The 24,522-nt window shown below is 67.7% G+C and carries 20 protein-coding genes; 3 read left to right on the forward strand and 17 right to left on the reverse strand.

From position 1 onward, the window contains the following. Positions 1-4: 4 nt before the first annotated feature. The 16 genes from FGX59_RS08475 to FGX59_RS08550 all read right to left on the reverse strand — a co-directional run bounded on the left by FGX59_RS08475 (position 5) and on the right by FGX59_RS08550 (position 20,401). Positions 5-1,141 (reverse strand): glycosyltransferase family 1 protein, encoded by a 1,137-nt coding sequence (locus FGX59_RS08475; protein ID WP_138466097.1) that lies wholly within the window; start codon positions 1,139-1,141, stop codon positions 5-7. Next, entirely contained in the window at positions 1,138-2,310 is a 1,173-nt protein-coding gene (locus FGX59_RS08480) for a glycosyltransferase (RefSeq protein WP_138466098.1), read from the reverse strand. Before FGX59_RS08480 ends, FGX59_RS08475 begins: the two co-directional genes overlap by 4 nt. Continuing rightward, positions 2,307-3,155: a glycosyltransferase family 2 protein gene (locus FGX59_RS08485; RefSeq protein WP_138466099.1), complete on the reverse strand. Its 849-nt coding sequence runs from the start codon at positions 3,153-3,155 to the stop codon at positions 2,307-2,309. The genes FGX59_RS08480 and FGX59_RS08485 overlap by 4 nt, the downstream gene beginning before the upstream one ends. 7 nt (positions 3,156-3,162) lie before the next feature. Then, complete coding sequence (locus FGX59_RS08490; RefSeq protein WP_171060568.1) at positions 3,163-4,050, reverse strand: sulfotransferase; 888 nt, start codon at positions 4,048-4,050, stop codon at positions 3,163-3,165. Between the two features lie 16 nt (positions 4,051-4,066). Next, positions 4,067-5,455 (reverse strand): O-antigen ligase family protein, encoded by a 1,389-nt coding sequence (locus FGX59_RS08495; protein WP_171060569.1) that lies wholly within the window; start codon positions 5,453-5,455, stop codon positions 4,067-4,069. Beyond that, positions 5,445-7,787 (reverse strand): glycosyltransferase, encoded by a 2,343-nt coding sequence (locus tag FGX59_RS08500; protein ID WP_138466102.1) that lies wholly within the window; start codon positions 7,785-7,787, stop codon positions 5,445-5,447. Before FGX59_RS08500 ends, FGX59_RS08495 begins: the two co-directional genes overlap by 11 nt. Beyond that, positions 7,784-8,956 carry a glycosyltransferase family 4 protein gene (locus FGX59_RS08505; protein ID WP_138466103.1) on the reverse strand — a complete coding sequence of 391 codons (1,173 nt, stop codon included), beginning with the start codon at positions 8,954-8,956 and terminating at the stop codon, positions 7,784-7,786. The genes FGX59_RS08500 and FGX59_RS08505 overlap by 4 nt, the downstream gene beginning before the upstream one ends. Then, complete coding sequence (locus FGX59_RS08510; RefSeq protein WP_138466104.1) at positions 8,953-9,855, reverse strand: sulfotransferase; 903 nt, start codon at positions 9,853-9,855, stop codon at positions 8,953-8,955. The genes FGX59_RS08505 and FGX59_RS08510 overlap by 4 nt, the downstream gene beginning before the upstream one ends. Positions 9,856-9,879: 24 nt before the next feature. Further along, a complete protein-coding gene (locus tag FGX59_RS08515) occupies positions 9,880-11,688 on the reverse strand; it encodes an ABC transporter ATP-binding protein (protein ID WP_171060570.1) in 1,809 nt (602 codons plus the stop codon). Positions 11,689-11,941: 253 nt separating this feature from the next. After that, positions 11,942-12,499: a sugar transferase gene (locus FGX59_RS08520; protein ID WP_171060571.1), complete on the reverse strand. Its 558-nt coding sequence runs from the start codon at positions 12,497-12,499 to the stop codon at positions 11,942-11,944. Positions 12,500-13,552: 1,053 nt separating this feature from the next. Further along, positions 13,553-14,578: a nucleotidyltransferase family protein gene (locus FGX59_RS08525; protein ID WP_138466107.1), complete on the reverse strand. Its 1,026-nt coding sequence runs from the start codon at positions 14,576-14,578 to the stop codon at positions 13,553-13,555. Next, positions 14,578-15,729: a hypothetical protein gene (locus FGX59_RS08530; RefSeq protein WP_138466108.1), complete on the reverse strand. Its 1,152-nt coding sequence runs from the start codon at positions 15,727-15,729 to the stop codon at positions 14,578-14,580. Before FGX59_RS08530 ends, FGX59_RS08525 begins: the two co-directional genes overlap by 1 nt. Before the next feature lie 131 nt (positions 15,730-15,860). Further along, positions 15,861-16,064, reverse strand: coding sequence for a hypothetical protein (locus FGX59_RS08535; RefSeq protein WP_138466109.1), 204 nt, complete (start codon positions 16,062-16,064; stop codon positions 15,861-15,863). 182 nt (positions 16,065-16,246) lie between these two features. Beyond that, entirely contained in the window at positions 16,247-17,131 is an 885-nt protein-coding gene (locus FGX59_RS08540; protein ID WP_138466110.1) for a glycosyltransferase family 2 protein, read from the reverse strand. A 67-nt stretch (positions 17,132-17,198) separates the two neighbouring features. Then, complete coding sequence (locus tag FGX59_RS08545) at positions 17,199-18,038, reverse strand: hypothetical protein (protein ID WP_138466111.1); 840 nt, start codon at positions 18,036-18,038, stop codon at positions 17,199-17,201. 65 nt (positions 18,039-18,103) lie between these two features. After that, positions 18,104-20,401: a Wzz/FepE/Etk N-terminal domain-containing protein gene (locus FGX59_RS08550; RefSeq protein WP_171060572.1), complete on the reverse strand. Its 2,298-nt coding sequence runs from the start codon at positions 20,399-20,401 to the stop codon at positions 18,104-18,106. Between the two features lie 541 nt (positions 20,402-20,942). Here FGX59_RS08550 and FGX59_RS08555 point away from each other — a divergent pair. Beyond that, positions 20,943-21,197 (forward strand): hypothetical protein, encoded by a 255-nt coding sequence (locus FGX59_RS08555; protein ID WP_138466113.1) that lies wholly within the window; start codon positions 20,943-20,945, stop codon positions 21,195-21,197. A 129-nt stretch (positions 21,198-21,326) separates the two neighbouring features. On the opposite strand, the gene FGX59_RS08560 is transcribed toward FGX59_RS08555, so the two are convergent. Then, positions 21,327-22,271 carry a nucleoside hydrolase gene (locus tag FGX59_RS08560; protein ID WP_138466114.1) on the reverse strand — a complete coding sequence of 315 codons (945 nt, stop codon included), beginning with the start codon at positions 22,269-22,271 and terminating at the stop codon, positions 21,327-21,329. A 178-nt stretch (positions 22,272-22,449) separates the two neighbouring features. Between FGX59_RS08560 and FGX59_RS08565 the strand changes: the two genes are divergently transcribed. Both FGX59_RS08565 and FGX59_RS08570 read left to right on the forward strand, forming a co-directional pair. After that, positions 22,450-23,424, forward strand: coding sequence for an isopenicillin N synthase family oxygenase (locus tag FGX59_RS08565; protein ID WP_138466115.1), 975 nt, complete (start codon positions 22,450-22,452; stop codon positions 23,422-23,424). Positions 23,425-23,473: 49 nt separating this feature from the next. Continuing rightward, entirely contained in the window at positions 23,474-24,520 is a 1,047-nt protein-coding gene (locus FGX59_RS08570) for an extracellular solute-binding protein (protein ID WP_138466116.1), read from the forward strand. Positions 24,521-24,522: the final 2 nt, after the last annotated feature.

Genomic DNA, 24,522 nt, shown 5'->3' on the forward strand with positions numbered 1-24,522 from the left:
CTGCTCAGGACCGGGCATCGCGATAGACCTCCCGCATCTGGCGCGCGGCCTCTGCCCAGGTGAAGCGGGCGGCGTGGGCGCGTCCCTCCGCGGCCATCTTCGCCAGGGTCTCCTCCGAGCTGCAGACCTCGACGATGGCGGCGGCCATGGCCTCGGGATCGGTGGCATCGACCAGCCGCCCGGCGGTGCCGACCACTTCGGGCAGGGCGCTGGCATCGGAGGCGACGACCGGCGTGCCGCTGGCCATGGCCTCGAGCACCGGCAGTCCGAACCCCTCGTAGAGCGACGGATGCACATAGAGCGCCGCGGCGTCATAGAGCGCGCGCAGCGCGTCGTCGCTGACGAAGCCCGGCAGGTGGACGCGGCGGCGCAGCTCCTCGTCCTCCATCTCGCGGCGGAAGTCCGGGCTGTCCCAGCCGGGCCCGCCGACCAGCACGAGGTGGTGGGGGATGTCGCGGATCGCGTGGCGCATCGCCCGGGCCAGCCCCTGGAAGTTCTTGCGCGGGCTGATCTGCCCGGCCGAGAGGATGAAGGGCGTGCCCGGCGGCGGCAGGTCGAGCCCGGTCAGCGTCTCGGGATCGGCGGGGGCGAAGAAGCGCGGCGAGACGCCTTCGAGCACCACGCGCAGGCGGTCCTCCACCCCGGGCCCGGCGCGCTCGCGCACTTCGCGCGCGGTCGATTCCGAGACGCAGACGATGGTGTGCGCCTGCTCGACCGCCTGGGCGAGGCTGCGCTCCATCACCCAGGGGCGGGTGTTGCGGAAGAACTCCGGATGGGTCAGCGGCCCGAGATCGTGCACGGTGACGACCAGCGGCCGCCGGGTGGCGACCGGATAGCCCAGCGAAACCGCATGGACGATGTCGATCCCGCCGCCGAGGCAGGTCTCGATCGAGGGGCGGTTGAGGAAGGTCCAGGCCAGCTTCGTGCCCTGGCGGCCGAGCCCGGTCATCCGCAGCCCGGTCTCGCGCTGGCGCTCCTCCAGCGCGGCGGAGGGCAGCGAGGACCAGCCCGCGACCGGCACGATCCGGTCGTCTTCCGGGCCGCCGTCGCTCTGCAGTGCGTCGAAGAGGTCGCGCGCGTAGCGGGCGAGCCCGTGGCCGTGGCTGTCTGCGAACTGGTTGGCGAAATAGGCGACGGTCATGCGGCTCCGGCCTCTGTGTAGCGTTCGATCAGGGCGCGGACCTTGCTGCGCCAGTCATGGCGCGCGGCGAAGCCGAGGGCGCGGGCCCTGGCCTCCTGCGGGTCCGCGGCGGCGAAGGCGGTGATCGCCGCGCCGGCCTCTTCGGGCGTGTCGACGATCTCCACCGGGGGGGCGAGCGTGGCGAATTCGTCATGCCGGGTGGAGACGATGGCCAGCCCCGCGGCGGCGTATTCGTAGAGCTTCAGCGGGTTCTGCCCGCGATAGACATCGGCCTTGGCGCGGTCGTAGAGCATCAGCCCGATATCGGCCGCGCAGAGATAGGCCGGGATGCTGGGCGGCGGGCGCGATCCGATCAGCTTCACCGTCTGCGGATGCGCCGCGGCCAGGCGCTCCGCCCAGGGCGCGGAGGGGCCGATCAGCAGGAGGCTGCCGCCGGCGGCCTCGAAGGCGCGGGCGGCGGCCGCGAAGAGCTCGGGATCGCCCTTCGACAGAACGCCGGTCCAGATGCCGCGCGGATGCGCCAGGCCGGCGATCTCGGGCGGCGCCCCGGCGGCGACCTGGTAGCGCTCGGTCTCCACGCCCTGGCCGAGCACCGAGACCCTGGCGGGCGGCACGCCCAGCTCGCCGGTGAGGTAGTCCTTCAGCGCCTGGCCGATGACGAAGATGTCGTCGGCCACGGCATAGTCGCGCCGCTCCAGCCGCTTGACCGCCTCGCCGCGGAAGGCCGGGTAGTAGTCGATCACATGGAAGACCAGCCGCGCGGCGGGGAAGGCCGCGCGCAGCGCCGGCGCGCTGCCGGGCACGGTGGTCCAGACCACGTCGGGTGCGCCCCGGCCCGCCGCGCTGACCGAGCGGCGGATCGAGGGCAGGCAGAGCCGGTAGCGCAGATCCGAGGCCGCCGGACCGTCGAGCGGCGGGATGTCCCGCACCGGCACCGGCGTCGCGGGGGTGACGATCCGCACGCCGTCCTCGATGCGCGGGCTGTCCTGCCAGGCGCCGAGATAGCCCTTGCCGCGCAGGAGATGCACGGGATCCAGCGGGCTCTGCAGATAGGTGACGTCCCAGCCCTCCGACGCCCAGAGCCGCGACAGCAGCTTGGTCGAGCACTGGATGTCCGAGGCCCAGAGCGTGGGCCGGTGGAAGAGGATATGGGGGCGGTCTGCGGTCACAGCGGGTCCTTCCCGTCCTTGTGCCAGGCGCGGGCCAGCTCGGCTTCGAAGAGGTCGCGCGAGATGGCGTTCTGGCGGTCCCAGACCAGCGCCCGGGCACGGAATTCGGCAGTGGCGGAATGCAGTGCCGAGATCAGCCCCGGCGTGCCGTCGAGGAAGCCGCGCTGCAGCAGGTAGCGCTTGAGGAACTCGCGCGCGGTGCGGAACAGGATCTGGCTGCCGCTGACCTCGGTGCCTGCGTCCTCGATCCCGTCGGCAGTCATCGCGGTATAGCCCGCGCTCTTGGCCAGCCGCTCGGCGAAGCTCTCCTCGTTGAGATGGATCATCATCCCCTCGAGCTGGCCGGTCTTCGCCGCGCCGCCCTCGATCTCGCAGGCCTCGTGGATCCGCCCGGTGAAGCGGTGGTGCCCGCGCCGCGCCAGCTGCGGACGGTTCCAGGAATCCCAGCCGCCATGGCGCATCGGCCGGTGCAGGAAATGGTTCAGCCGCCGGTAGCGGAAGCCGTTCATCGCCGTGCCGGGCAGGGTGGCGAAGATCTCGGCCAGAAGCTCCGGCGAGAGCCGCTCGTCGCAGTCGACATGCAGCAGCCAGTCCGCGCTTGCGGCGTCGATCCCGGCATTGCGCTGCCCGGCGAAGCCCTCGGTCTCGGACATCGGCCGTTCGATGAAGCGCACCCCGGGCCCCGCCGCTTCGGCGATCTCGCGGCTGCGGTCGGTCGAGCCGCTGTCGATGATGACGATCTCGTCGGCCCAGTCCGCCGCATTGGCGAAGAGTCCGGGCAGGTTGGCCTCCTCGTTGCGGCTGATCGCGACGACGCCCAGGGTGATGTCGGTTCCGGGGATCATCGCCGCCTCACCGGCCGTTCCGGAAGGCTGCGCGGGCGCGCAGCATCATCGGCTGCAGGAACCGGTCGCGGCGGCGGTTCAGCCAGATCCGCAGGCGGCGGCGCAGGTCGGGGGCGGGCGCGGCGCGCCCGGCGCTGGCGCTGCGCGGCAGGTCGAGCTCTGCGGCGCCATAGCCGAACTGCATGGCGATCTGCCGGACCGACGCGTCGAGCCCCAGCCGGTACTCGCTGTCGCGGACCCATTTCTCGGTCGAGCCTCCGCGCGTTCCCGAGCCCGCGGCGGGGTCCGGCGCGAGCCCGAGGAAGCGGGCGACACCGGCGAAGCTCTCCACCGGATCGGGCAGCAGATCCTCGTAGCGCAGGCGCAGGTAGCTGCCCGCGGGCAGCATCGCCTCGAGCGCCAGCAGGTTGCGGCAGCCATTGGCCCAGGCGAATTGGCGGCTCGCCGGATCGGTGCCGAAGAGCTTCGAGGCGGAATACATCACCCCGTGCGGATTGCGCACCAGCCCGATGATCTTCACCTCGAAGCGGGTCCGCTCCATCCATTCCAGAAGCAGGCTCAGCGCCGCCCAATGGGCGAGGAGCTGCGGCGACTTCTCGAAGAAGACCGGGCGGGCGAGCGCCTCGCAGATCGCCTCCCAGCCGCCGAAGACCAGCGCCTCGTTTTCCTCGGGGGGGACGTAGCCCGGGGCGCAGTGCTCCAGCAGGTCGATCATGTAGGCGCGGGTGTTGCGGCGGCTGCCATAGCCCTCGTAGGGCTTGCCGCCGGCAAAGAGCGCGCCGGGGCGCTCGAGCAGCACGGCCGCCATCAGCCACCAGTGGGTTTCCAGGTAGGTATGCGGCGAATAGGGCACCGTCTGCACCGATCCATGCCGGCACAGCTCGTCCTGGAACATGGTGGAACCCGACCGCTTATCCGATAGCAGGATGACGACTTGAGACATGGTACACCGGAAGATTGCGAGTGGGACGGCGGACGGGCGCGCGGAAATGCTCCAGCCCGGAGGCGAGGCCGATGACGAGGAAGAACAGCATCGCCCCGCGCGGCGTGGAGACTGCCGCATGGCCGAAGGCGATCCAGGGCACGAGCGCCAGGGCCGAGACGAAGAGCACCTGGGCCATCATGCTGTGGACCTTCCTGTCGCGTGACAGGGCGGGGCCGGCGAGCCGCAGCAGCAGGCGGACCAGCAGCGCGATATAGAGCACCGCCGCCACCATTCCGTAGGCGTAGTAGGAAATCGCGAAGAGCGCGTGGGTGGCCTGGCCGCGCATCTGCACCTCGCCCGGCACATAGGCGAAGCGCACCGTGATCCCCTCGCCGAAGAGGGCGAAGGCGGGATGCTCGATGACATGCTCGAAGGGCTGGGAATAGGCCAGGAAGCGCTCGCTCTCGCGCTCGTCCTGCATCGGGGCGTCGAACATCGCCTCGGTGCGGTTGACCAGCCGGTCGAAGAAGAAGAGCTGCGAGCCGACCCCGACCACCGCCACCAGCGCGACGCCGAGCACGACCGGGACGAGGATCCCCCGCCGCACCCGCCTGAGGCCCAGCACCAGCGCCGCGGCCACGATCAGGATGCTGCCCAGGATCGGGCCGCGCGAATAGCTCATCAGCACGCCCATCGGCGCCAGCAGGCAGCCGAGCATGGCGAGGTTGCGCCACATGCCTGTCAGCCGCCAGGGCCAGAGCCAGGCCATGGCCACGATCGGCCAGCAGACATTGATGAAGGTCGCGCCGAGGATCGACACGCCGACCAGGGTGCGGCCGCGCACGCCGCTCTCCCCGGCATTGGCGTAGTCGTCGACGACCTCGTTCGTCGCGGGCTCCAGGATGGAATGCGAGAAGACCAGGTCCATCACCGGCTCGCGGGTCTGCGGCAGCGAGGTCAGGATCATCAGCGAGGCGGTGACGATCGTGCCCAGCACCACCGCGCGCAGCACGACGGCGACATCGGCGACATTGCGCACCATCTGGCTGGCGATGAAGAACACGCTGAAGGCCAGGCAGGTCCGGATGATGATGTAGCCGCTTTCCAGATAGGTCCCGAAGCGGGCCATGCCGATCATCTCGCTGACCAGCGCCAGGATCAGGATGACCTGGATCGTGCCCGCGAAGGGGCGGCGGCCATGCGGCAGGGGCGGCAGCTTCTGCGCGTGGAAGAGCAGCAGCACGATCAGCCCGTCGATGAAGTAGAAGGGCACCGGGCCGATCTTGACGTTCATCTTCGGCACCGCGATCAGCACGAAGACGAAGATCGCGAAAAGCCCGATGCCGGGGGTGGGACGTCCGGGACTAGGCTGCATCGGCGGGCGACTCCCCCAGTTTGCGGTAGAGATGCAGATGGTCGGAGACGAAGCGGGCGAAATCGTAGCGGCCGGCGCGCTCGAAGCCCGCGCGGCCCAGTTCGGCGCGCAGCTGGCGGTCGCCGAGAAGCCGCGACAGCGCGCGGCCGACATCCTCCGGATCGGCCGGGTCGACCAGCAGCGCGGCCTCGCCATCGGGGCCCGCCACCTCGCGCAGCCCGGGCACATCGGCGGCGATAACCGGCAGCCCGGCATTCATCGCCTCGGCCGCGGCTAGGCCGAACCCCTCCCATTTCGACGGCATCAGGAAGATGTCCGCCTCGGCGAGCAGCGCGGGGACATCCGCGACATGGCCGGCGAAGGTCGTGCGGTCTCCGAGGCCGAGCGCGTCTGCCTGGCGCTCCAGCGCGGCGCGCTCCGGCCCGTCTCCGGCGACGACATAGCGGAAGGGCACGTCGCCCAGGCCCGCCAGCGCCTCGAGCGCCACCGGATAGTTCTTTTGCTCGGCCAGCCGCCCGACCGAGAGGATCACCGGCGCCGCGGTCTCGGGCCGCTCGGGCGGCGCGCCGAAGGCCAGGTGGCAGCCGTTCTCGATCACCACCGTCCGGTCGGCCAGCCAGGGCCGGGCGCGGGACAGCTCCTCCGCCACGCCGACGCTGATCGTCACGATCCGCTCGAAGGGACGGTAGACCTGGTCGTCGATCACCCCGCCCAGGGGATGGGCGCGGCGGCGGTTCGATGAATTGTGCTCGGTGAAGACCAGCCGCCCGGGCATCCGGCCGAGCCGCGCCAGAGCGGCGACATGGGCGATGGCGGGGAAGAGATGCACATGCACGATGTCCCCCGGCGCGATCTCTCTTGCATAGGCGCCGAGCCGCAGCAGCGCGCGCGGATCATAGGGGCTGGCGAAGCCGAAGGAGGTCGCGCCCTCGAGTCCGCCGGTGTCGCAGGCCTCCAGCGCGACCAGCCGGGCATCGACGCCGCGCGCGCGCAGCGCCACATGCAGCCCGCGGGCCAGGCGCTCCGCCCCGCCGCGGTCCATGCCGAAGCTGTTGACGATCTGGTGCACGCGCGGCGCGGTGCCGGGGGCCGGGCGCGGCGCCGCCGGGGCGGGCGTCTGCTTCAGCAGCCGGTCCGACATGCTGCGCAGCATCCGCCGCTGGCGCGCCGGGATCAGCCGGGCCAGCGGGCGCGGGCGGAAGAGCGGATCGGTCTCGAAGCGCGACCAGGGCCGCGGCGTCCAGGCGGGCGGGGCGTCTGCCATCACCTCGCCGAAGAGCGCGACATAGGCGGCGCGGCAGGCTTCGACCGAGAACTCGGCGCGGGCCGAGGCGGCGACGGCGCGGCTCATCTGCGCGGTGCGGGCCCGGTCCCCTGCCAGCGCGACGATCGAGGCGGCGAAGCCGTCGACATCGCCGACCGGCGACAAGAGGCCGGTCTCGCCGTCCTTCAGCAGGAAATCGGTGATCCCGGGCAGGCACCAGGAGACCGGCACCGCACCGGCCATCATCGCCTCGAGCAGCGCGTTCGGGCAGCCCTCGAAATGCGAGGGGAAGAGGAAGCAGTCGACGCCTTCCAGGAAGCCCGGGATCTCGTCCGGCGTCAGCGTCCCGGTGAAGCGCACCCGGCCGTCTTCGATATGCGCGGCCATGGCGCTGCGCAGCTCGGGCTCGTGCTTGCCCTTGCCCGCGATCGACAGCCGGTAGGCGATGCCCGCCGCGTCCAGCCGCTCCAGCACGGGCGGCAGATGCAGCACGCCCTTCTGGCCATGCTCCAGCCGCCCGAGGAAGCCCAGCTCCAGCCGTGCGCCCCGGCCGCGTTCCGCGCGGGCCGCCGCCTCGAAGCGCTCGGGCGAGGCGCCGTTCGGGATCAGCGCGATCCGCGCCGGGTCGGCGCCGTAATCGGCGATCAGGTCGTCGCGCAGCCGCGGCACCAGGGCCACGACCTTCGCCAGCCGCTCGCGCCCCATCATCGTCAGCCGGTAGCCCTCGTCGAAGCCGTTGGCGCAGCGCGCCATGGCGCGGATGCGCCCGGGCAGATGCGGCAGCGCCGAGAGGATCGCGGGCGAGTTGACGCCGAAGACGATGTCGATCTCCTCGGCCTCGCACCAGTCGGCGAATGCCCTGGCCTGCGCCTTCAGGCTGTCGCTTCTGGCGGCCAAGAGCACGCAGCCCTCGTCGGCGAAGCTGTCTTCCCAGAGCGCGGCCTGGGCCGGTCCGGCGGCGACGCAGCGCAGGTCGATGCCATGGGGCAGCAGCGCCGGGCGCATGTTGCGGTAGAAGGTGAAGGTGCCGCCGTCCTTGGGGACGGAGCCGAAGGCCACTCGGATCATGGGGCTGCCTCAGCGAGCTGGGCCGGGCGGAGCGGCGCGGCCGTCTCCTGCCCGAGGATGAGGCCGCGCAGCCGCGCGGCGAGGCTGTCGGCGCCGTAGAGCCGCTCGACGCGCGCCCGTCCGGCCTGCCCGAGCCGCCGGGCGAGCTCGGGATCGGCGGTGACGCGGCGGATATTGGCGGCCATGGCGGGAATGTCGTGCTCGGGCGACAGGAAGCCGGTCTCGCCCTCGATGACGGTCTCGGAAAAGCCGTTATGGTCGGTGCAGATGACCGGCAGGCCCGAGGCCATCGCCTCGAGCAGCGAGATGCCCTGGCTTTCCTGGTCGCCGCTTTCGGCGGTCACGGAATGCTGCAGGAAGAGCCCGGCCCCGGCCAGCCGCGCCTTGACCTCCTCATGGGTGCAGGCGCCCAGCATGGTCACCGCGCCGCCCAGGCCGAGCTCGGCGATCACCGCGTCGCAGCGGCCCCGCTGGCCGCCGTCGCCGATGACCTCGAGCCGCAGGTTCGGACGGCTCCGGCGGGCTTCGGCGAAGGCGCGGATGGTCAGGTCGGGCCGCTTCTTCGCGGTCAGCCGGCCGACGGCGATGGCCAGATCCGGATCCTTCGCGCCATCGGCGCAGAAGCCCTCCAGCTCGATGCCGCAGGGGATGACCGAGATCTTGGCGGCCGGGAAGCCCAGATCGCGCAGGATGCCGGCGAAATGCTCGGAGCCGCAGATCACCCCCGCCGCCTCGGCCGCGAGCAGCCGGTAGCAGGCGCGGATGTCGCGCCGCTTGGGCAGGACGGTGGCGTCGTAGCCGTGGAAATTGACGAAAAGCGGCAGCCCGGCCCGGCGGCAGACCATGCGCAGCGCCGCGCCTGTGGTGCCGAACTCGGCCAGGACCGCCTCGACGCCATGGGCGCGCAGGAACTCGGCCAGGCGGCGCTCCTCGGCGAGGCTCAGCGCCGCGCCATAGCCGGTGCGCCAGCGCCGCGCGAGGCTGAGCGCCTTGCCCGCGGCCCCGCCGGGACCGCGCCGGACGCAGAAGAGCGGCAGGTCGAGCGCGGTGGCCTCGGGGCAGTCAAGGCCGATGGCGACGGTGCGCCCGGGCGCGATCAGCCGCATGTGCTGGCGGATATAGGTCTCGGCCACGGCCATCGGATTGCTGGTTGCGACTGCGAGCGTCATGGCCGGGCCTCTGCTGCGGCCGCGGTCGCGGCCAGCCGCTGGTAGAGCTCGGCGCAGAGCGCGGCCACTTCGGGCGAGAGATAGCCGGGCCGGGCGACGCGGGGATTGCGCCGCTCGGTGCGGGTCGGAAAGCGCAGGAGCGGCGCGCCGGTGCCGGTCATCCGCGCCAGCGCGGCCATGCTTTCCGCGGGGCGGGCCAGCAGCGTCTGGTAGTCCAGCAGCCGGATCCGCGGATCGGCATCGATGCCGCAATCGAAGAAGGCGTCGTTGCGGGCGTGCCAGTAGAGCGCGTAGAGATCGCGCAGCCGCGCCTCGCTGCCCGGCGCGGCGCTGCTCAGCGCCTCGGCGCGGTCATGCAGGTCGCTCCAGAGTGTCTCCAATTCCCACACCCCGTCGGCCCCGGTCTCGACCCGGCGCGAGATCTGCTCGAAATTGCCCGGCCATTTGCGCAGCATCGAGGCGACCACCTCGTCGGCGCGGCGGAACACCCAGACGGCGCGCGAGCCCGGCACGGCGTCGAGGATCTCGATGGCGCGGTGCGAGGCCAGCAGCGATCGGGCAACGGCATAGCTGCCCTTGGCGGCGTCGAGACGGCGGCGCAGCTCGGGCAGGGGCGTCCAGACCGTCTTCGACGGGTCGATCGAGAGCGGGCTGAACTCGCCGAAGACGACCGTGCGGGGATCGGCGCGGAACAGCCGCTCCAGATGGGTGGTGCCGCTGCGCTGCGCGCCGAAGATGAACAGCGTCCGCGAGGGATGCGACCCCGCCAGGCGGTGCAGCGTGCGCTTGCCGCCCTCGAAGGCGTCGAAGGCCCGCGCCGAGGCGCGGTACGTCAGCGAGGCCTTCACGCGGGCGAAGGTCAGGCGCTTGCCGGGGGCGGTCGCGATATCCATGCTCATGGTGTGCCTCGCCGTTTCCCGGGCTCAGTGGCGTCCGTTGACTGCCAGGGGCAGCACTTCGGCCTGCGATGCGACATCCGCATAGGTGCCGACCTTCACCACTTCGCCCGCTTCGAGCGTGATGAGGGCGTCGCAGTTGCGGACGGTGGACAGGCGGTGGGCGACCATGATGAGGGTCCGCGATCCCGCCAGTTTCGAGATTTCCTCCATGACCAGCGACTCCGTGCTGTTGTCGAGCGCGCTCGTGGCCTCGTCGAAGGCGATCACCTGCGGCTCGGTATAGAGCGCCCGGGCGATGCTGATCCGTTGGCGCTGGCCGCCGGAGAGGCGCACGCCGCGCTCGCCGACCAGCGTCTCGTAGCCCTCGCTCAGCTCGTTGGAGATGAAGCCGTCGATCTGCGCCATGCGGGCCGCCTCGCGGACGCGGTCGAAGTCGCGCTCGGAAGGCGGCGCGCCGAAGGCGATGTTCTGGGCGATGCTGGCGTCGCTGAGGAAGATGTCCTGCGGCACGTAGCCGACATTGGCCCGCCAGGCGCGGATCTTGGCGTGGTCGAGCGGCTGGCCGTCGACCAGGAACTCGCCCTTGCTCGGCTCGATCAGCCCCAGCAGCATGTCCATCAGCGTGGTCTTGCCCGCGCCGGTTGGCCCGATGATGCCGACGGAGGAGCCGGCCGGGATCGTCAGGTTGATGTCCTTCAGCCCCGGCGTGTCGGTGCCCGGATAGTAGTAGGTGACGTTGCGCAGCTCGATGCTCTGCTGGAAGCGCAGCGGCTCGATCCGGCCCCTGGGCAGCTCGGGCAGGCCCTCGACGCCGTCGAGATCCTCGAGCAACGCGTCGAGCGCGGCCTTGCCGACCTTCAGCGAGACGACCGACAGATAGCCGTTCTGCAGCGCGGGCATCATCCGGTAGCCGGCCAGCACGAAGAGGCCCAGCGTCGGCAGCGCGTCGGTCATCGAGCTCGAGCCGACGCCGCCGCTGCGGCCGAGGAGGCTCAGCACCAGCAGGATCGTCCCGCCGATGGCGATGACCTCGACCACGTAGCGCGGCGACTGGCGCAGCAGCCGGGACTTGGCGGCATTGGTCGCCATGGTCAGCGAGGGCTCTTCATAGCTCTCGATCAGCGAGCGCTCGCGGTTCAGGAGCCGCACCTGCTTGCCGCCGGCCAGCGCCTCCCAGGCGATCCGGTAGCGGTTGCGGTTGGAGTCGACCAGCGTCTTGCCGATCCGCGCGGCGAGGCCGCGGATGACCCAGAAGAGCGCGACATAGAGCCCGCCGAGCACCGCCATGACGAGGATCGTCACGATCGGATCGACCACCAGCAGCATGCCGACGAGGAACAGCAGCGTGACCGCGGCGACGGTGGCGTCCGACAGCGGCTTGTAGACCTCGACGATGATCCGCGGCACCTCGGAGAGCATGTTCGTCACCAGCGTGCTGCTGTGGCGGCTGAGCATGAATTCGTAGGGGCGGCGCAGGTAGCTGTTGAGCAGCCGGCTCGAGATGCTGTGCGCGCGCAGCTCCAGCCAGTAGTTCACGGTGTAGACCGTCGCGATCTTCAGCGCGGCCGTGGCGATCAGGATCGCGATGAAGGCGACGCCGATGAAGACCACGAAGCCGTTCGGACCGCTGAACCCGCCGGCATTGTAGGCCCAGGCGAGGTACTTGTTCGTCGTGATGATCTCCGGGTTGCCGAGAATATTCAGGAACGGGAAGATCAGGGCCACGCCCACCATGTCCGCGAAAGCGCGCAGGCAGATCAGCGGCAGCAGGAGAAGCGCCGATCTGCGCTCCTCGGGAGTGAGAAGGCGGACGGCCTTGCTGACATTGTTCATGGCTGCCTCTCCGGGAAACCGGGCCAGCCGTCGCGCGTGCATGGAAGGCTGTCCTGTGCCGCAAGATGGGCCAATGGTCTTCCTCCTGCTCGATGCAGCCGGCGTTGCGTGGTCCTGCCGCGCCGGGACTGGCGTAGAAAATAAAGGGTCTTGCGCGGAACCGGGTCCAGGACCGCGCGACTATGAGAGCGGCCGGAAAGGGCCGTGTTCCGGGTGTCGGAGCTGGCCGCCGGTTTCCCGGCGGCCTGGTCGCTCAGCGTGCGCCGTAGAACGAGAAGATGACGCCGATGGTCTGGAGCATGATGCTCAGATCGAGGCGCATTCCCATGTTGTCGACATAGTAGCGGTCGAGCGTGTTCTTGGTGCGCACCATCTCGATGCTGTCGGTATATCCCTGCTTCACCTGGGCGTAGCCGGTGATGCCGGGACGGACGTTGCCGCGCACTTCGTATCCGGGAATCTCGCGGCGGAACTGCCGGTCGAATTCCAGGATCTCCGGACGCGGTCCGACGATGCTCATATGGCCGAGCAGCACGTTGATGATCTGGGGCACCTCGTCCATGCGGGTCTGGCGCATCCATTTCCCGAGCGGGGTGATGCGCGACTGCTCGAGCGGATCGTTGGGGCCGCGGGCTTGCTGGGCCGGCCTCATCGTCCGGAACTTCACCATGACGAAAGGACGGCCGTCCTTCCCCGCGCGTTCCTGGAAAAAGAACAGCGGTCCGGCGTTCCAAAAAACGTTCAGAATCATGAAGATAACGCAAAGCATGACAAATGTCGGCAATGCGGCAATCGAGAAGATGATGTCCACGACGCGCTTCAATGTCGCGTAATGGGATGTGTTGTACCGGATGAACCCGTAGGGCCGCCCATCGCCTTCGCGAGGTGAGTAAGCGACATCATGCAATTCATCGGCTATTGCGCATCCGGAATGGTCAGACACGGCTACAATTTTTTCGCTGTCTACTCGTTTCAATGCAGGGCCTCACTGAAGCAAGATTAAATCGGTACGCCGACAAGAAGAACGCAAAAAACACTTGAATTCAGCATTGCACCCGGTTGCCAAACAGCAAAGGCCACGCAACCCTGAATTGTTCTGCTGTCGAATCAAACATATTAACAAGAAAAAGCTAGTAAAGTTTCGACATGAAGTAAATACCTATCCGATGTTAATTCTAAATTAGTATATGCTTAATCGAAATTTTTAGGTGCGGATAGTCATTTTATTCCCACCTCACGCCAATTTTTTCTGCAAAATGATGATGTGGTCGGTGTTTCAGTGCCCGAATCCCACAAGGACATGCGGCAGATTGCTAATATGTGCACTTCCCTCGGAGGGAATTACTTCAAGGTTCACGTATCTACCCCTTGGAATTGCTGCGATTGCACATAGGCATCAGAGGCGCCGGATTCGCAAGCATTTGTATAAAACTGCAGCAATCGGTAAAGGCCGGTATTTCATACCGCATGGTTTTCGTGGTCGGGATTTCCAGCCCTCTCACGGAAAGTTTCATTAGCATATTTATTATCGATCCGGGGGATTGAGGTAAAACTCCACGTTTTCATGCCGCTTCCGCCGGAATTTCATAGTTGTTGCGAAATTAATTTTCTTCTTCAGTAAATGTCCGCTGCACAAGCCTGCACGGCATGCAATGATTTCATGCGGCGCCGGGGGCTGAATCGCGCCCGCCGCAAATTTGTTCCACAGGCTTTCCGGACGCCGTTCCGGCATCTTTTCAAACCCGAAGGACCCGTCGATTCCCCGTTCTCGGGACCCGCCGGAGCCTGGTCTTCCGACAAGCTGGGTGCCCTGTTCCGGGGCTGTTTGCAAGGCGCCTTCCGGCTATCGGCGGGGGCATTCGGATTAGGAGGCCGGGTTTCCGTGCGGATCCTGCCCGCGGAGCCGCCGTCCCAGCCGCTTCGCCCCCAGGATGGCTTCCCATTCCCAGCGGCCCAGCCGGTCGTGCCGCGCCTTGAACAGCCGCCGGCGGTGCAGGATCGCGCCCTGCAGGGTCATCTCGCAGCCGGGGATCAGCGATTTTCCCAGCAGATGGCGCGACATGCGATCCTGCAATTCGCAGCACAGGCGCAGCCGCGGCGTGCGGCAGATGTCGCGTATCCACTCCCAGTCGAGCGGCGCCGCCGGATTGCCGGCCAGATCCGCCAGCTCCAGCAGGTAGCGCAGCTCCAGGAAGCCGCTGATCACGCCGCGGTCATGCAGCATGTCATGCAGAAGGTTGATCACGAAATGCAGGCTGGCATCGGGCAGGGCGAGCTCGGCGTCGCCGAGCCGCACGGTCTGCCAGCGGGCGCTGCGCGTCCCGGGCGGCACCCACCGCTCGATATTGGCGGGCATGCGGGTGTGCAGGTCGACCGCGCCCACGCTGTCGTCGCGGAAGAAGCTGCCGACGGAATGCTCCCAGATGCTGCCCTCGATCAGCTCGTAGCCCAGATCGCCAAGCAGGGCCGAAACCTCGGCGCCGCGGCTCTCGTCGACCATCAGGTCGAGATCGGAGAGCATGCGGGGGCTGTCCCCGGGCCGGGCCTGCCGGGCGAGCACCGCCGCGCCCTTGAAGACGCGCGGCACGATCCCCTCGGCATTGAGCCGCGCCGTGATCTCGGCGAGCTGGCTTAGCAGGCGGCGGTTCCGCTCGTTATTCGCGTCGTCGATCTCCTCCAGGTAGTCCAGGACCTCCTGGTCGAACCCGTCGGTCCGCGGCGCGGCCTTCAGGCTGCGATAGAGCCAGGGGCCCGCGAAGTGGATATTGGCGATCGAAATCACCGCCAGCCAGTCGGCATCTGCGGGGGGATCGCCGCGCAGGCAGCGGCCGAGCTGGTCGAGCGGCGTCTCCTGCCGGGCGGGCGCGGTGAAGGACATGCGCAGTGACATCAGCCGGGCTCTTTCCCCGTTTCGCAGGCGCGGCGCGCGAGCTCGATTGCCTCTTCCAGGCTGTCATAGGTCATGCGGAAGAACCGGGCGCCGCCGATGCAGGCGGTCAGGGCCGTGAAGGCCCGGGTCGACAGCCGCTCGTCCTCGGACCAGGCGCCTTCGAGCAGGGCGGCCATCGCGGCTTCGACGCCGAGCGGCTCCAGCCCGGCCGGGCGGCTGCTGCTGCGGTCGAGGCACAGGACGGTGCGGACCGGGCGGCGCGGCGGCTCGGGCTCCGCCGAGAGCGGAAGGTAGCGGACGATCTTGTCGTCGGGGCGCAGGAAGGCCGGTTTCTCCTCCAGCTCGGGGCAAAGCGGGGCGAGCAGCGGCCAGGACCCGTCCTTGACGGTGGCCGGGAAGGGCAGGGCGCTGGCGCGGCCATCTGCATGGAGCGCGGCGATGTCGTCGCCTTCGAGGCCGAAGCCGGACCGGCCGAGCGCGACCGAGAGGGTCGACTTGCCCGCGCCCGGCATGCCGACGAGCAGCAGCGCATCGCCTCCGGTCTCGAGAAGCGCGGTGTGCAGCGCGATGCCGTCGAGGCTTTCGAGCGCCAGGTCGGTCAGCAGGATCTTCAGCTCGGGCCCGATCTGCTCCCAGCTGCACCAGCCGGTCTCCTCGCCATTGAGCGCCACGCCGATGCGCGACTCCTCCTCGCGGATGACCAGCTGCAGCTCGCAGGGGACGGGGGCGGTCTCGAGATGGGCCAGCATGCCGCGGACCAGGGCCTGCGCCCGCGGGCCGTCGAAATTCAGGCAGACCTGCAGCGCGCCGACGCGCAGGAACATCCGCCCGGCAATCGCCGGGATCGCCTCATCGCTGCCGATCGGAACCAGCACGCCTGCATCGAGAAGATCCGAGACGATCTGCACGGCATCCAGCCCTTCGGCCGCGGCGGCCTTGTCGAGCGCGTCCATCGACATGCCCTCTCGCAGCTGCTCCCACAGCCCGGCCGCGAAGGGATCGGCGCGGAACAGCAGCTGCCGCTCGGGCACGAAAAGGAGGGGAATGCCGTCGACGGTCCGGAGACAGGTTCCGGGCGCGGAGTGGACATGCGTCGCCCTTGCAGGCGACAGGCTGGCGGAGTCGGACTCTGGCGCGGTTTCCAAGTTCAATTTAATCTTCAAATTCTATGGTGGGCCGGAAGAGGGCCGATCTAAAATAGGAAGCCGGGGAATCTCTCCCCCGGCTTGCCGAAATCATGACGCAGGAAGGTCTCTCATGCCCCTGCCAGTTCCGACCGGTCTCAGCGGATCTTCTTCTTCTTCTTCATCTTGCGTTTCTTCTTCTTGCCGCCGCCAGAACGTACAACGGCGCCGGCTTCAAGAGACGTGGAGAGAAGGATGGTCACAGCGGGCGGTGTCGCTGCTGCAAACCGGCCTGCTTGGCCGAGAAAGCGGCGGCGGTCCGGAGAAGTAGGCGCATCGACCGAGTGTTGAGGATGTTCCATACAGTTCGCCTTTGATAAGATTCTTGATCAAACAAGTTACATCGTACCTAAAGCTTTTTAGCTTTTCAAGCATCTCGGCGGATAGGCGGGGGTCTGGATGACAGATTAATGCACTATTGTTTCGACGGGAATACCGCTCTCGCAAAGGTTGTGCCCGCGACCGCGCCGCAGGCGGCCCGGCATCAGCTTCCGGGCAGGAGCCGGGCGATTTCCGAGCGGGTCCGGCTGACCGTGCGCCGCGCCAGAAGATGGGCGGAGGCCTGCAGCCGGTCGCCCAGGGCCAGCCCGTCGAGCGCCCAGATGCCGCGCATGTATTCCCGCGACAGGCGCCGTTTCGGCCGCCGGTCGACCCGTGCTTCGGGGTCGAACCACGCGGTCACCTCGGTCGGGGTCCGGTTGGCGCGGCGGGAGTTCTTGTCATGGAAGCGGCGGTAGAATTCCGGCTCTCCTTCGAGCCGCAGCACCTTGCCGAGAAGCGCGCATTCCGCCAGCAGGACGTAGTCCGAGCTGATGAAGCTGCCGATCAGCCGCGTGCGCAGCAGCGCGTCGCGCCGGAATACGCCGAAGACCGAGGTCACGAGCCCCAGATTGTCCAGCGTCTCGCGGAACCGCGCCCCGGCCCGGGCATCGGTCAGGTGCAGGAACGGGCTGTCGGTCTCCAGCTCGTTGCGGTCGCCGTCGACGAAGCGGAAATTCGGATAGACCAGCACCGCCGAGGACCCGTGGGTCTCGAAGCCGCGGATGCAGGTCGACAGGAAGCCCGGCCCGAGGATGTCGTCATGCGCGAGCCAGTTGAAATAGGTCCCGGCGGAGCAGTGGAAGACGTAGTTGTAGTTCTTCGCCGCGCCGATATTGCGCGGATGGCGCACCAGCCGGATGCGGCTGTCCTTCTCGGCATAGCTGCGGCAGATCTCGTAGGTGCTGTCGGTCGAGGCATTGTCGGCGATGACCAGCTCGAAGTCGCCGAAATCCTGCGCCAGGACGGACTCGATCGCGTCCGATATGTACTTTTCTCCGTTATAGACCGGCATGCCGATGCTGGCGACGGGCTGCTGGGACGATGTCATGGACGGACCTCGGTCTGTGGGGCGGATGTTCTGCGGGTCGAGGACGGGGGAAGGCGCGGTCACCGGATCACCTTGGCTGCGGCGCGGGCAGGCCGGGGAAGTCGTGCCGCATCTTCGCGTCAAGCACCGGGCTGCCCTTCGCCCGGGCGAGGATCTTGGCGATGATGGTGCTGGCGCGCTTCCGAAGGTTGCTGCCGCGCAGCCGCGTCTTGGCCGGGGCGCCCTGGCGTTCCGTCGCGAACTTGTCGCGGATGCTGTCGGTATGGCCGCGCACGTAGATCGCGGCCGGGAAGGGGATGTAGCGGTAGCTCCAGCCGGCCTCGGCAAAGACCTTCTCGGCGGGCTTGGGATGCGCTTCGCGGGTCATGACGTGGCGCTCCACCTCGCGGTCCGAGGCGATCCCCTCGAAATCGGAGGCGCGGAAGGGGAAGATCATCGACGAGCCGGAGGCCAGGTGGAACGGCTTGATCCGGCGCAGCCGCGGGCTGCCCATCGTGTAGCGGTAGCCCTTGTTGATGATGAAGGCGTCCGCCTCGCTGCCGTGGTCGCGGACATAGGCCACGAGGTCGCGGTGCAGCAGGTCGTCGGCATCGACCACCATCGCGCGCTCGGGCGCCAGGGCGCGGGCATGCAGGAGGCCGTGCAGCACCTTGCGCTGCTTGTCGCCGCGGCCCTTCCAGGCGTCGTAGCTGCCTTCGATGCGGATATCCGTCTCGAGGCAGGTCAGGTTGCGGTAGCGGCCCGGCAGATCCGGACGGTCGGTGCAGACAAGAACCGCGTGGTAGTCGTCGCAGCTCTGCGCCTCGAGCGAGTTCAGCGTCGCGTCGAGCAGGCGGCAGGACTGGGCCCAGTCCTTCGAATGCGCCTTGGACTTGAAGGGGATGATGAACGTGAGCTTCATGGCCATGGATGCGTGTTCGGCCAGGGCGCGCGCGGGAAGGCGCGCCCCGGGAGCAGGATGATGCGGACGCCTCAGCGGTAGTAGGCGGCGTAGCTCCTCCGGTAGAGGAATTCGTTGTCCGAATACTGCGCGGCCTTGCGCTGCGACACGCGGGTGAAGGCGCAGCCGGCAATCGCGACGCCCATCGAGCGCACTTCGCGCAGGCCTTCCACCACGGCATTCCTCTGCGTGCTGTTCCAGCGGACCAGATAGACGACCTTGTCGACATGGCGCGCCATCAGCCTGGCATCGGTGACCGCCAGGGCCGGGGGCGTGTCGAGCAGGACCAGGTCGTAATCCTGGCGCAGCTCGGCGATCAGGTCGGCGAAGCGCGGCATTGCCAGCAGGTCGGCCGGGCTTTCCAGAACGCGCTCGGAGGGATGGACCGCGAGGTAGTGCAGCCCGCTGCGCGGCTCGGTCCGGACGGCCTCGTCCAGGGTGCAGTCGCCGCGCAGGAGCGACAGCAGGCCGACCTTGGGATGCTCGGGGCTGTCCTTCGACAGCGAGGCGTAGAGCTTCGCATTGCCGTTGTCGCGCAGGTCGCAGCTCAGCACGATGGTCCGGCGTCCGGCCTGCTGGCTGGAGATGCCGACGAGCAGCGTGGTCGAGGACTTGCCCTCGCCCGGCACCGAGGAGGTGAACATCACCACCTCCGGCGTGTTGCCCGGATCGGAATAGAGCATGCTGGTGCGCAGGTTGCGGATGCACTCGCCGAAGAGCCCGCGGGGCTGGCGGCTGAAGCGGGCGGCCAGGTCGCGGGCGTTGAGCAGGCGGCCGGATTGCGGCACCGCGCCGATCACCGGCAGGCCGGTGGCGCGCGACAGCTCGCCCGTCGTCCGGAAGGCGTTGGTGGCCTTCTCGAGGATCAGCACCAGGAACAGGCCGATCGCACCGCCGGCGATGCCCGCGATCATCAGCGCGCGCATGCTGCGGCTGCGGTCGGGGCGCGACGGCGCCTCGGCACGCGACAGGAAGCGCGCATCGGCCGATTGCAGGCGGGCCTGCTCGGTGATTTCCTTCAGGCGGTCGACGAAGCTCTGGTAGAGCGTCTGGTTCGCCTGCACCTCGCGGGCCAGCCGCTCGGTCTGCATTGCATCGACGGACTGCTCGATCGCCACGACCTCGAGATCGCGGATCATGCCCTCCATCTCGTCCTCGCGGCGCTGCAGCGAGGAGACCTCGAAGTCCAGCGCCTCGACGATATAGCCGGCCTCTTCGCGGATGCCCTCGTGGATGCGCTGCATCACGGCGGCATTCACGGCCTTGGCCGGGGTGGAGGCCTTGCCGGTGATGGCGGATTCCTGGGCGTCCGCCTCCTTCAGCTCCAGCTCCCGGCGGCGGAAGTCCTGGATCAGGGCGGAGTCGCGGAATTCCGAGACGCTCCACAGATCCTCGTCGCTGGCCAGCGCTTCGGAGGCGCGCTTGTGCCGCGCCTGGGCGGCCACCAGCTGCAGGCGGATGCCCACCAGTTCCTCGTTGAGCGCGTTCAGCTGGATGCTGGTCATCTCGGCGCTCTGGGGCTGGCGCTCGTAGAGGTCGAGCCGCGCCTTCTCCAGCGCCGTCTCCGACGCCTGGAGCTGTTCGCGCAGCCCGGTGATGCGGGTGTTCATCAGGTCGATGACCGCGGTCACGTCCTGGTTCTTCAGCTCCTGCTGGAAGGAGATGTATTCCTCGCCGACGATATTCGCGACCTTCGCGGCATAGGCAGGATCGGCGCCGGAATAGTCGACCTCGATCACCCGCGAGCCGGAGATCTGGCCGATATCGAGATGGTTCCGCAGCGTCGCCAGCGCGTCGCTATGGGCCTGGGCCGCGATCTCTTCCGCGCTTGGCTGGGCCGCTTCCAGTTCGTCGACCTCCGCCGAGGAGAGCGGGATCTGGTAGGTGGCGCCGCGCGCCTCGAGGAAGCGGTTGACCGCCTCGACGCGTCCGGCCCCCCAGGCCTCGATGCGTGCCAGCACGGAGCCGTCTTCGGCATCGCCGTCCGCGGCGTCCTCAGCTGCAGCGGGGGCGGCGGGCGCTTCCTCGTCCTCGAGCCGCCCGACGACGCGTTCGAGCAGGGTGGTCGAGTTGATGATCTGCAGCTGGTTGGCAAGCGTGGCATTGCTGTCCTGATCGGCCAGCACGTCGGCAAGATCGACGAGCTGCAGCCGTTCGGGTTCGAACAGAAGGCTGGCAGTCGCCATGTAGACCGGCGTCTGTCGGCTGACATTATAGGCGCCGATGGCCAAGCCGGCGGCGCCGCACAGAATCAGGATCCACTTGCGGCGCCACAGCGTCGAGACGAGCCAGCGCAGGTCGATGGTGGAGTCGGACTGATTCTCGGGCACTTCGAATGGGTCGAAATGCGTGGGTTCTCCGCGGAGAACTGGCTTTTGGCTATGCGTGTTCAAAACCGCGATGCTCACTCACAAAGGTTTCTAAACCAACGAGTTCCTGGCGACGCTTGTACTAAATAAGTCAAAGAATCCTCCCGAGAAGCTCTATAAAAAGCAAGGAACTTTTAGTTTACCATTAAAAGATATCGGTGCCCGGTGGGCCTATCAGATTAAAGCATTATTCACAACTTGCTGCAGATCGCAATGCTGCACCGCAATGATGCCGGAATATTTAGCATCGGCAGAGACTGGACGAAAAATACCGAAAGTCCGCTGGCAGAATCGAAGAAAACAGAAAAGCCTGTATCACAATAGGTTAATGTAAGATACACACTAAAGTAGCAATAACGAAATGTGTCGGAACCCTTCAAAACCGCTAGAAATTTTACGTAACATGTACATCTTCAGATTGTCATTTTGTGGTTGATCGTTAATCATACGTTAATAGATTACCACAAAGCTGCGTTACAGGTGGCGCGACCAGGAGTTCGAGATGTCATTGCCGGTTCTGGTGATTGGGACGTTCGCGGGATGGGTGTTCACCTTTGCTCTCTGGCTGATATACCCGTTCAGCTTCGTGCACAGCCTGATCGTCGGCACGGCAGCCGGCACCGCCCTGGCACTGGCCGTGCTGCTTCTTTTCCAGTTCTACAAGGCGATGGGCTCGGGCGGCGGGCATTCCGGCGCGCATCCGCTGTCCCATGACAAGGCCGATACCTACCGCAGCAACGCCAGCGGCGCGGAGTAGCGCCGGGACCCGCTCCCGCCCCGGCGGAGGCGCCCGCCTTCCGCTTGAGATTGCGCGGATGTCAGAGAATCATCCTCTCCGCGAAACGCCCGCCGCAACGCCGCGCGCCCTCCTGAGCCCTGCATCCACTCAGCGCCCCAGACGGGCGAGGGCGGTTTCCATCCGCGCATAGACCTCCGCGGGACCGGTGCAGCCGGCCAGCCATAGGCAGTTGTCGGGCTTGCCGGTCTGGCGCAGCCAGTCGACGACGGTCATGCCGGTGGTCAGCTCGCCCGCGCATTCGACATCCACCGGGCAGAGCCTGCCAGTGAAGAGCTCCGGCCAGATCAGCGCGGCGACCGCCACGGCGTCGTGCAGCGGCCGCGAGGCCGTGCCGTGCTTGGCATTGCCGTAGCGCTCGAAGAATTCCATCATTCCCGAACAGGCCTGCATCACCGGCTGCGGATGCGCGGCCAGCATCTGGGACCAGCCGACCGGCGCGGCGCAGGCATGCGTGCAGTCGAGCGGCACGGCGGTGATCGGGATGCCCGAGCCCAGCGTGATCCGCGCGGCCTCCGGGTCGACGAGGATGTTGTACTCGGCCGCCGGGGTCATGTTGCCACCCTCGAAATAGCCGCCGCCCATGAAGACCACGCGGGCGATATTCGCCGCGATCTCCGGCGCGCGGCGCAGCGCCATGGCGAAATTGGTCTGCGGGCCCAGCAGGATCATCGTCACCGGCTCGGGATGTGCCAGCACGGTCTCGATGATGAAGTCGACGCCATGGCCCGGCGCGGGGCCGTCGGCGGCCTCCGCCCAGTCCCAGCCGTCGATGCCGGTCTCGCCATGGATCTCGGGCACCGGGCGCGGCGCGCGCATCAGCGGCCGGGCGCAGCCGGCATGGACGGGCAGGGTGCCATGGCCCGCCAGCTCGACGATGCGCCGCGCGTTGTCCGTGGTCTGGGGCAGGCCCATATTGCCCGCCACCGTCGTCAGGCCCAGCACCTCGAGCTCGGGCGCGGCAAGGGCGAGCAGGATCGCGAAGGCGTCGTCCTGGCCGGGATCGGTGTCGATGATCACGGGAATGGCGGGCATGGCGGATCCTTCTCTGTGCAGGTGCCGCCCGTTTATGCGGCACTGCCGCGCGAGTGCGAGAAATTTCGCAGCAGAAATGCAGGTTCTGCCGGAATCCGGCCGGACGCCTCGGCTTTGGGCTTCGCTTTTGCCGCTCTGCCTGTTCCGTATACAAAATACAGAAATCAGGAGGCGCGCGATGAAGGGCGAGTTCGACAATATCCCCGTGGTGGATCTCTCGGGTCTGGCCGGGGGTGCGGCGCCGGAGGCGCGGGCAGCGACGGTCGCGGCGCTGAAGGAGGCGCTGATGACCTCGGGCTTCGCCTATCTCGCGGGCCATGGCGTGCCCGAGGATCTGGTGGAGCGGATGCGGCAGATGAACATGGCCTTCCATGACCTGCCGCTCGAGGAGAAGATGAAGCTGAAGATCAACGGCTTCCACCGCGGCTACATGCCGATGTCGACCTCGACCATCGTCACTTCCTCGGTGGCCAAGGTGACGAAGCCGAACCAGTCCGAGAGCCTGATGATCATGCACGAGGTCCCCGAGGACGCGCCCTATGCCGGCGAGCCGATCCAGGGGCCGAACCAGTTCCCCGCGGATCTGCCCGAGCTGAAGGAGACCGCGCAGGCCTACATGGCGGCGATGACCGGGCTGGGGCAGCGGATCGCGGGCGGCATCGCCGAGGCGCTCGGCCTGCCGGTCGACTGGTTCGACAGGCATTTCGTCAACCCGACGCTCTTCCTGCGGCTCCTGCACTATCCCGAGCAGCCCGACGAGGAGCAGCTCTTCGGCTCCGCGCCGCATACCGATTACGGCTTCGTCACGCTGCTGAAGCAGGACGATGTCGGCGGGCTCGAAGTGCGCAACAAGAACGGCGACTGGATCCCGGCCCCGCCGATCCCCGGCACCTTCGTCATGAACGTGGGCGACATCCTGTCGAAATGGTCGAACGGCCGCCTCGTCTCCACCCCGCACCGGGTGAAGAACCTGTCGAAGCGCGACCGCTATTCCCAGCCCTTCTTCTACGATCCGTCGATGTCGGCGCTGGTCGAGTGCCCCGCCGAGATGCTGGCCGAGGGCGAGGTCGCGCAGATGGAGCCGGTGCTCTATGGCGACTACCTGATGGAGCGGCTCAACAAGAACTACGATTACCGGAAGAAGGCCTCCTGACGACCTCAGGGAACGAAGAAGAGTACCAACAGGGAAAGGGATACCGGCAATGACCGAAATGAACCGCCGCACCATGCTGCAGGCGCTGGTGGCGCTCGGCGGCGCCTCCGTGCTGAACGTGCCCGCCGTCCATGCCCAGGCGCAGGACCTGGTCATCACGACCTATGGCGGCTCCTGGGAGAAGTTCTGGCGCGACATCCTCGTGCCGGGCTTCACCGAGGAGACCGGGATCGCGCCGCAGCTCGATATCGGGCTGGGCCGGGTCTACACCACCAACATGCGCGCCGCGGGTCCGGAGAATCCGCCCTATGGCTGCCTGATGACCAACGAGATCTACGCCACCGTGCTGCGCGACGAGGGCTTCTTCGAGAAGCTCGATCTCGACCTGGTGCCGAATTACGCCGATCTCTACCCGGTGGCGACCAAGGCCTCGGACGGCTGGGCGGCGGTCGGGCTGATCTCGCCGATCGGCATCGGCTACCGCACCGACATGGTCTCCGAGGCGCCGACCTCCTGGAAGGACCTGTGGGAGAACGAGGAGCTGATCGGCCAGCTCGGCCTCTACAACATCAAGAACTCGGCCGGGAAGATGTTCCTGATGCTGGCCTCGATGATCTACGGCTCGGGCATCCGCGACGTGGAGACCGGCTTCGCCAAGCTCGCCGAGCTGGGCCCGGTCTACCAGACCGACTTCAACATGAGCACCGCCATGGCCACCGGCGAGATCGCCGTCGCGCCCTTCGATTTCGGCGAGATCGCGCGGCTGCGGAACCAGGGCCTGCCGGTCGACTGCATCATCCCCGAAGAGGGGCTGATGATGTGGGACCAGACCTTCAATATCTGCGCCAACACGCCGGCCCGCGAAGAGGCCTACAAGTATCTCGACTTCGTCCTCGGCCCGAAGGGGCAGGAGCTCCTGATGAAGGAATTCCTGGTCTCGCCGGTCAACAGGACCGTCACCGTGCCCGAGGAGCTCAAGCGCGACGTTCCCGTCTCGGGCGAGGCCATGACGCAGTTCATTGACTGGGACTGGGATTTCATGAACGAGAATGCCGAGGAATTCGCCCGCCGCTGGAACGAGATCTTCGGCGCCTGACG

Source organism: Poseidonocella sp. HB161398, assembly GCF_005870025.1.
Classification (GTDB): Bacteria; Pseudomonadota; Alphaproteobacteria; order Rhodobacterales; family Rhodobacteraceae; genus Mangrovicoccus.

Excerpts from the sequence above, each read along its gene's own strand:
- FGX59_RS08475 (WP_138466097.1), bottom strand. The coding sequence starts at position 1,141 with ATGACCGTCGCCTATTTCGCCAACCAGTTCGCAGACAGCCACGGCCAC.
- FGX59_RS08485 (WP_138466099.1), bottom strand. The coding sequence starts at position 3,155 with ATGATCCCCGGAACCGACATCACCCTGGGCGTCGTCGCGATCAGCCGC.
- FGX59_RS08490 (WP_171060568.1), bottom strand. The coding sequence starts at position 4,050 with ATGTTCCAGGACGAGCTGTGCCGGCATGGATCGGTGCAGACGGTGCCC.
- FGX59_RS08495 (WP_171060569.1), bottom strand. The coding sequence starts at position 5,455 with ATGCAGCCTAGTCCCGGACGTCCCACCCCCGGCATCGGGCTTTTCGCG.
- FGX59_RS08500 (WP_138466102.1), bottom strand. The coding sequence starts at position 7,787 with ATGATCCGAGTGGCCTTCGGCTCCGTCCCCAAGGACGGCGGCACCTTC.
- FGX59_RS08505 (WP_138466103.1), bottom strand. The coding sequence starts at position 8,956 with ATGACGCTCGCAGTCGCAACCAGCAATCCGATGGCCGTGGCCGAGACC.
- FGX59_RS08510 (WP_138466104.1), bottom strand. The coding sequence starts at position 9,855 with ATGAGCATGGATATCGCGACCGCCCCCGGCAAGCGCCTGACCTTCGCC.
- FGX59_RS08515 (WP_171060570.1), bottom strand. The coding sequence starts at position 11,688 with ATGAACAATGTCAGCAAGGCCGTCCGCCTTCTCACTCCCGAGGAGCGC.
- FGX59_RS08525 (WP_138466107.1), bottom strand. The coding sequence starts at position 14,578 with ATGTCACTGCGCATGTCCTTCACCGCGCCCGCCCGGCAGGAGACGCCG.
- FGX59_RS08535 (WP_138466109.1), bottom strand. The coding sequence starts at position 16,064 with ATGGAACATCCTCAACACTCGGTCGATGCGCCTACTTCTCCGGACCGC.
- FGX59_RS08540 (WP_138466110.1), bottom strand. The coding sequence starts at position 17,131 with ATGACATCGTCCCAGCAGCCCGTCGCCAGCATCGGCATGCCGGTCTAT.
- FGX59_RS08545 (WP_138466111.1), bottom strand. The coding sequence starts at position 18,038 with ATGGCCATGAAGCTCACGTTCATCATCCCCTTCAAGTCCAAGGCGCAT.
- FGX59_RS08555 (WP_138466113.1), top strand. The coding sequence starts at position 20,943 with ATGTCATTGCCGGTTCTGGTGATTGGGACGTTCGCGGGATGGGTGTTC.
- FGX59_RS08560 (WP_138466114.1), bottom strand. The coding sequence starts at position 22,271 with ATGCCCGCCATTCCCGTGATCATCGACACCGATCCCGGCCAGGACGAC.
- FGX59_RS08565 (WP_138466115.1), top strand. The coding sequence starts at position 22,450 with ATGAAGGGCGAGTTCGACAATATCCCCGTGGTGGATCTCTCGGGTCTG.
- FGX59_RS08570 (WP_138466116.1), top strand. The coding sequence starts at position 23,474 with ATGACCGAAATGAACCGCCGCACCATGCTGCAGGCGCTGGTGGCGCTC.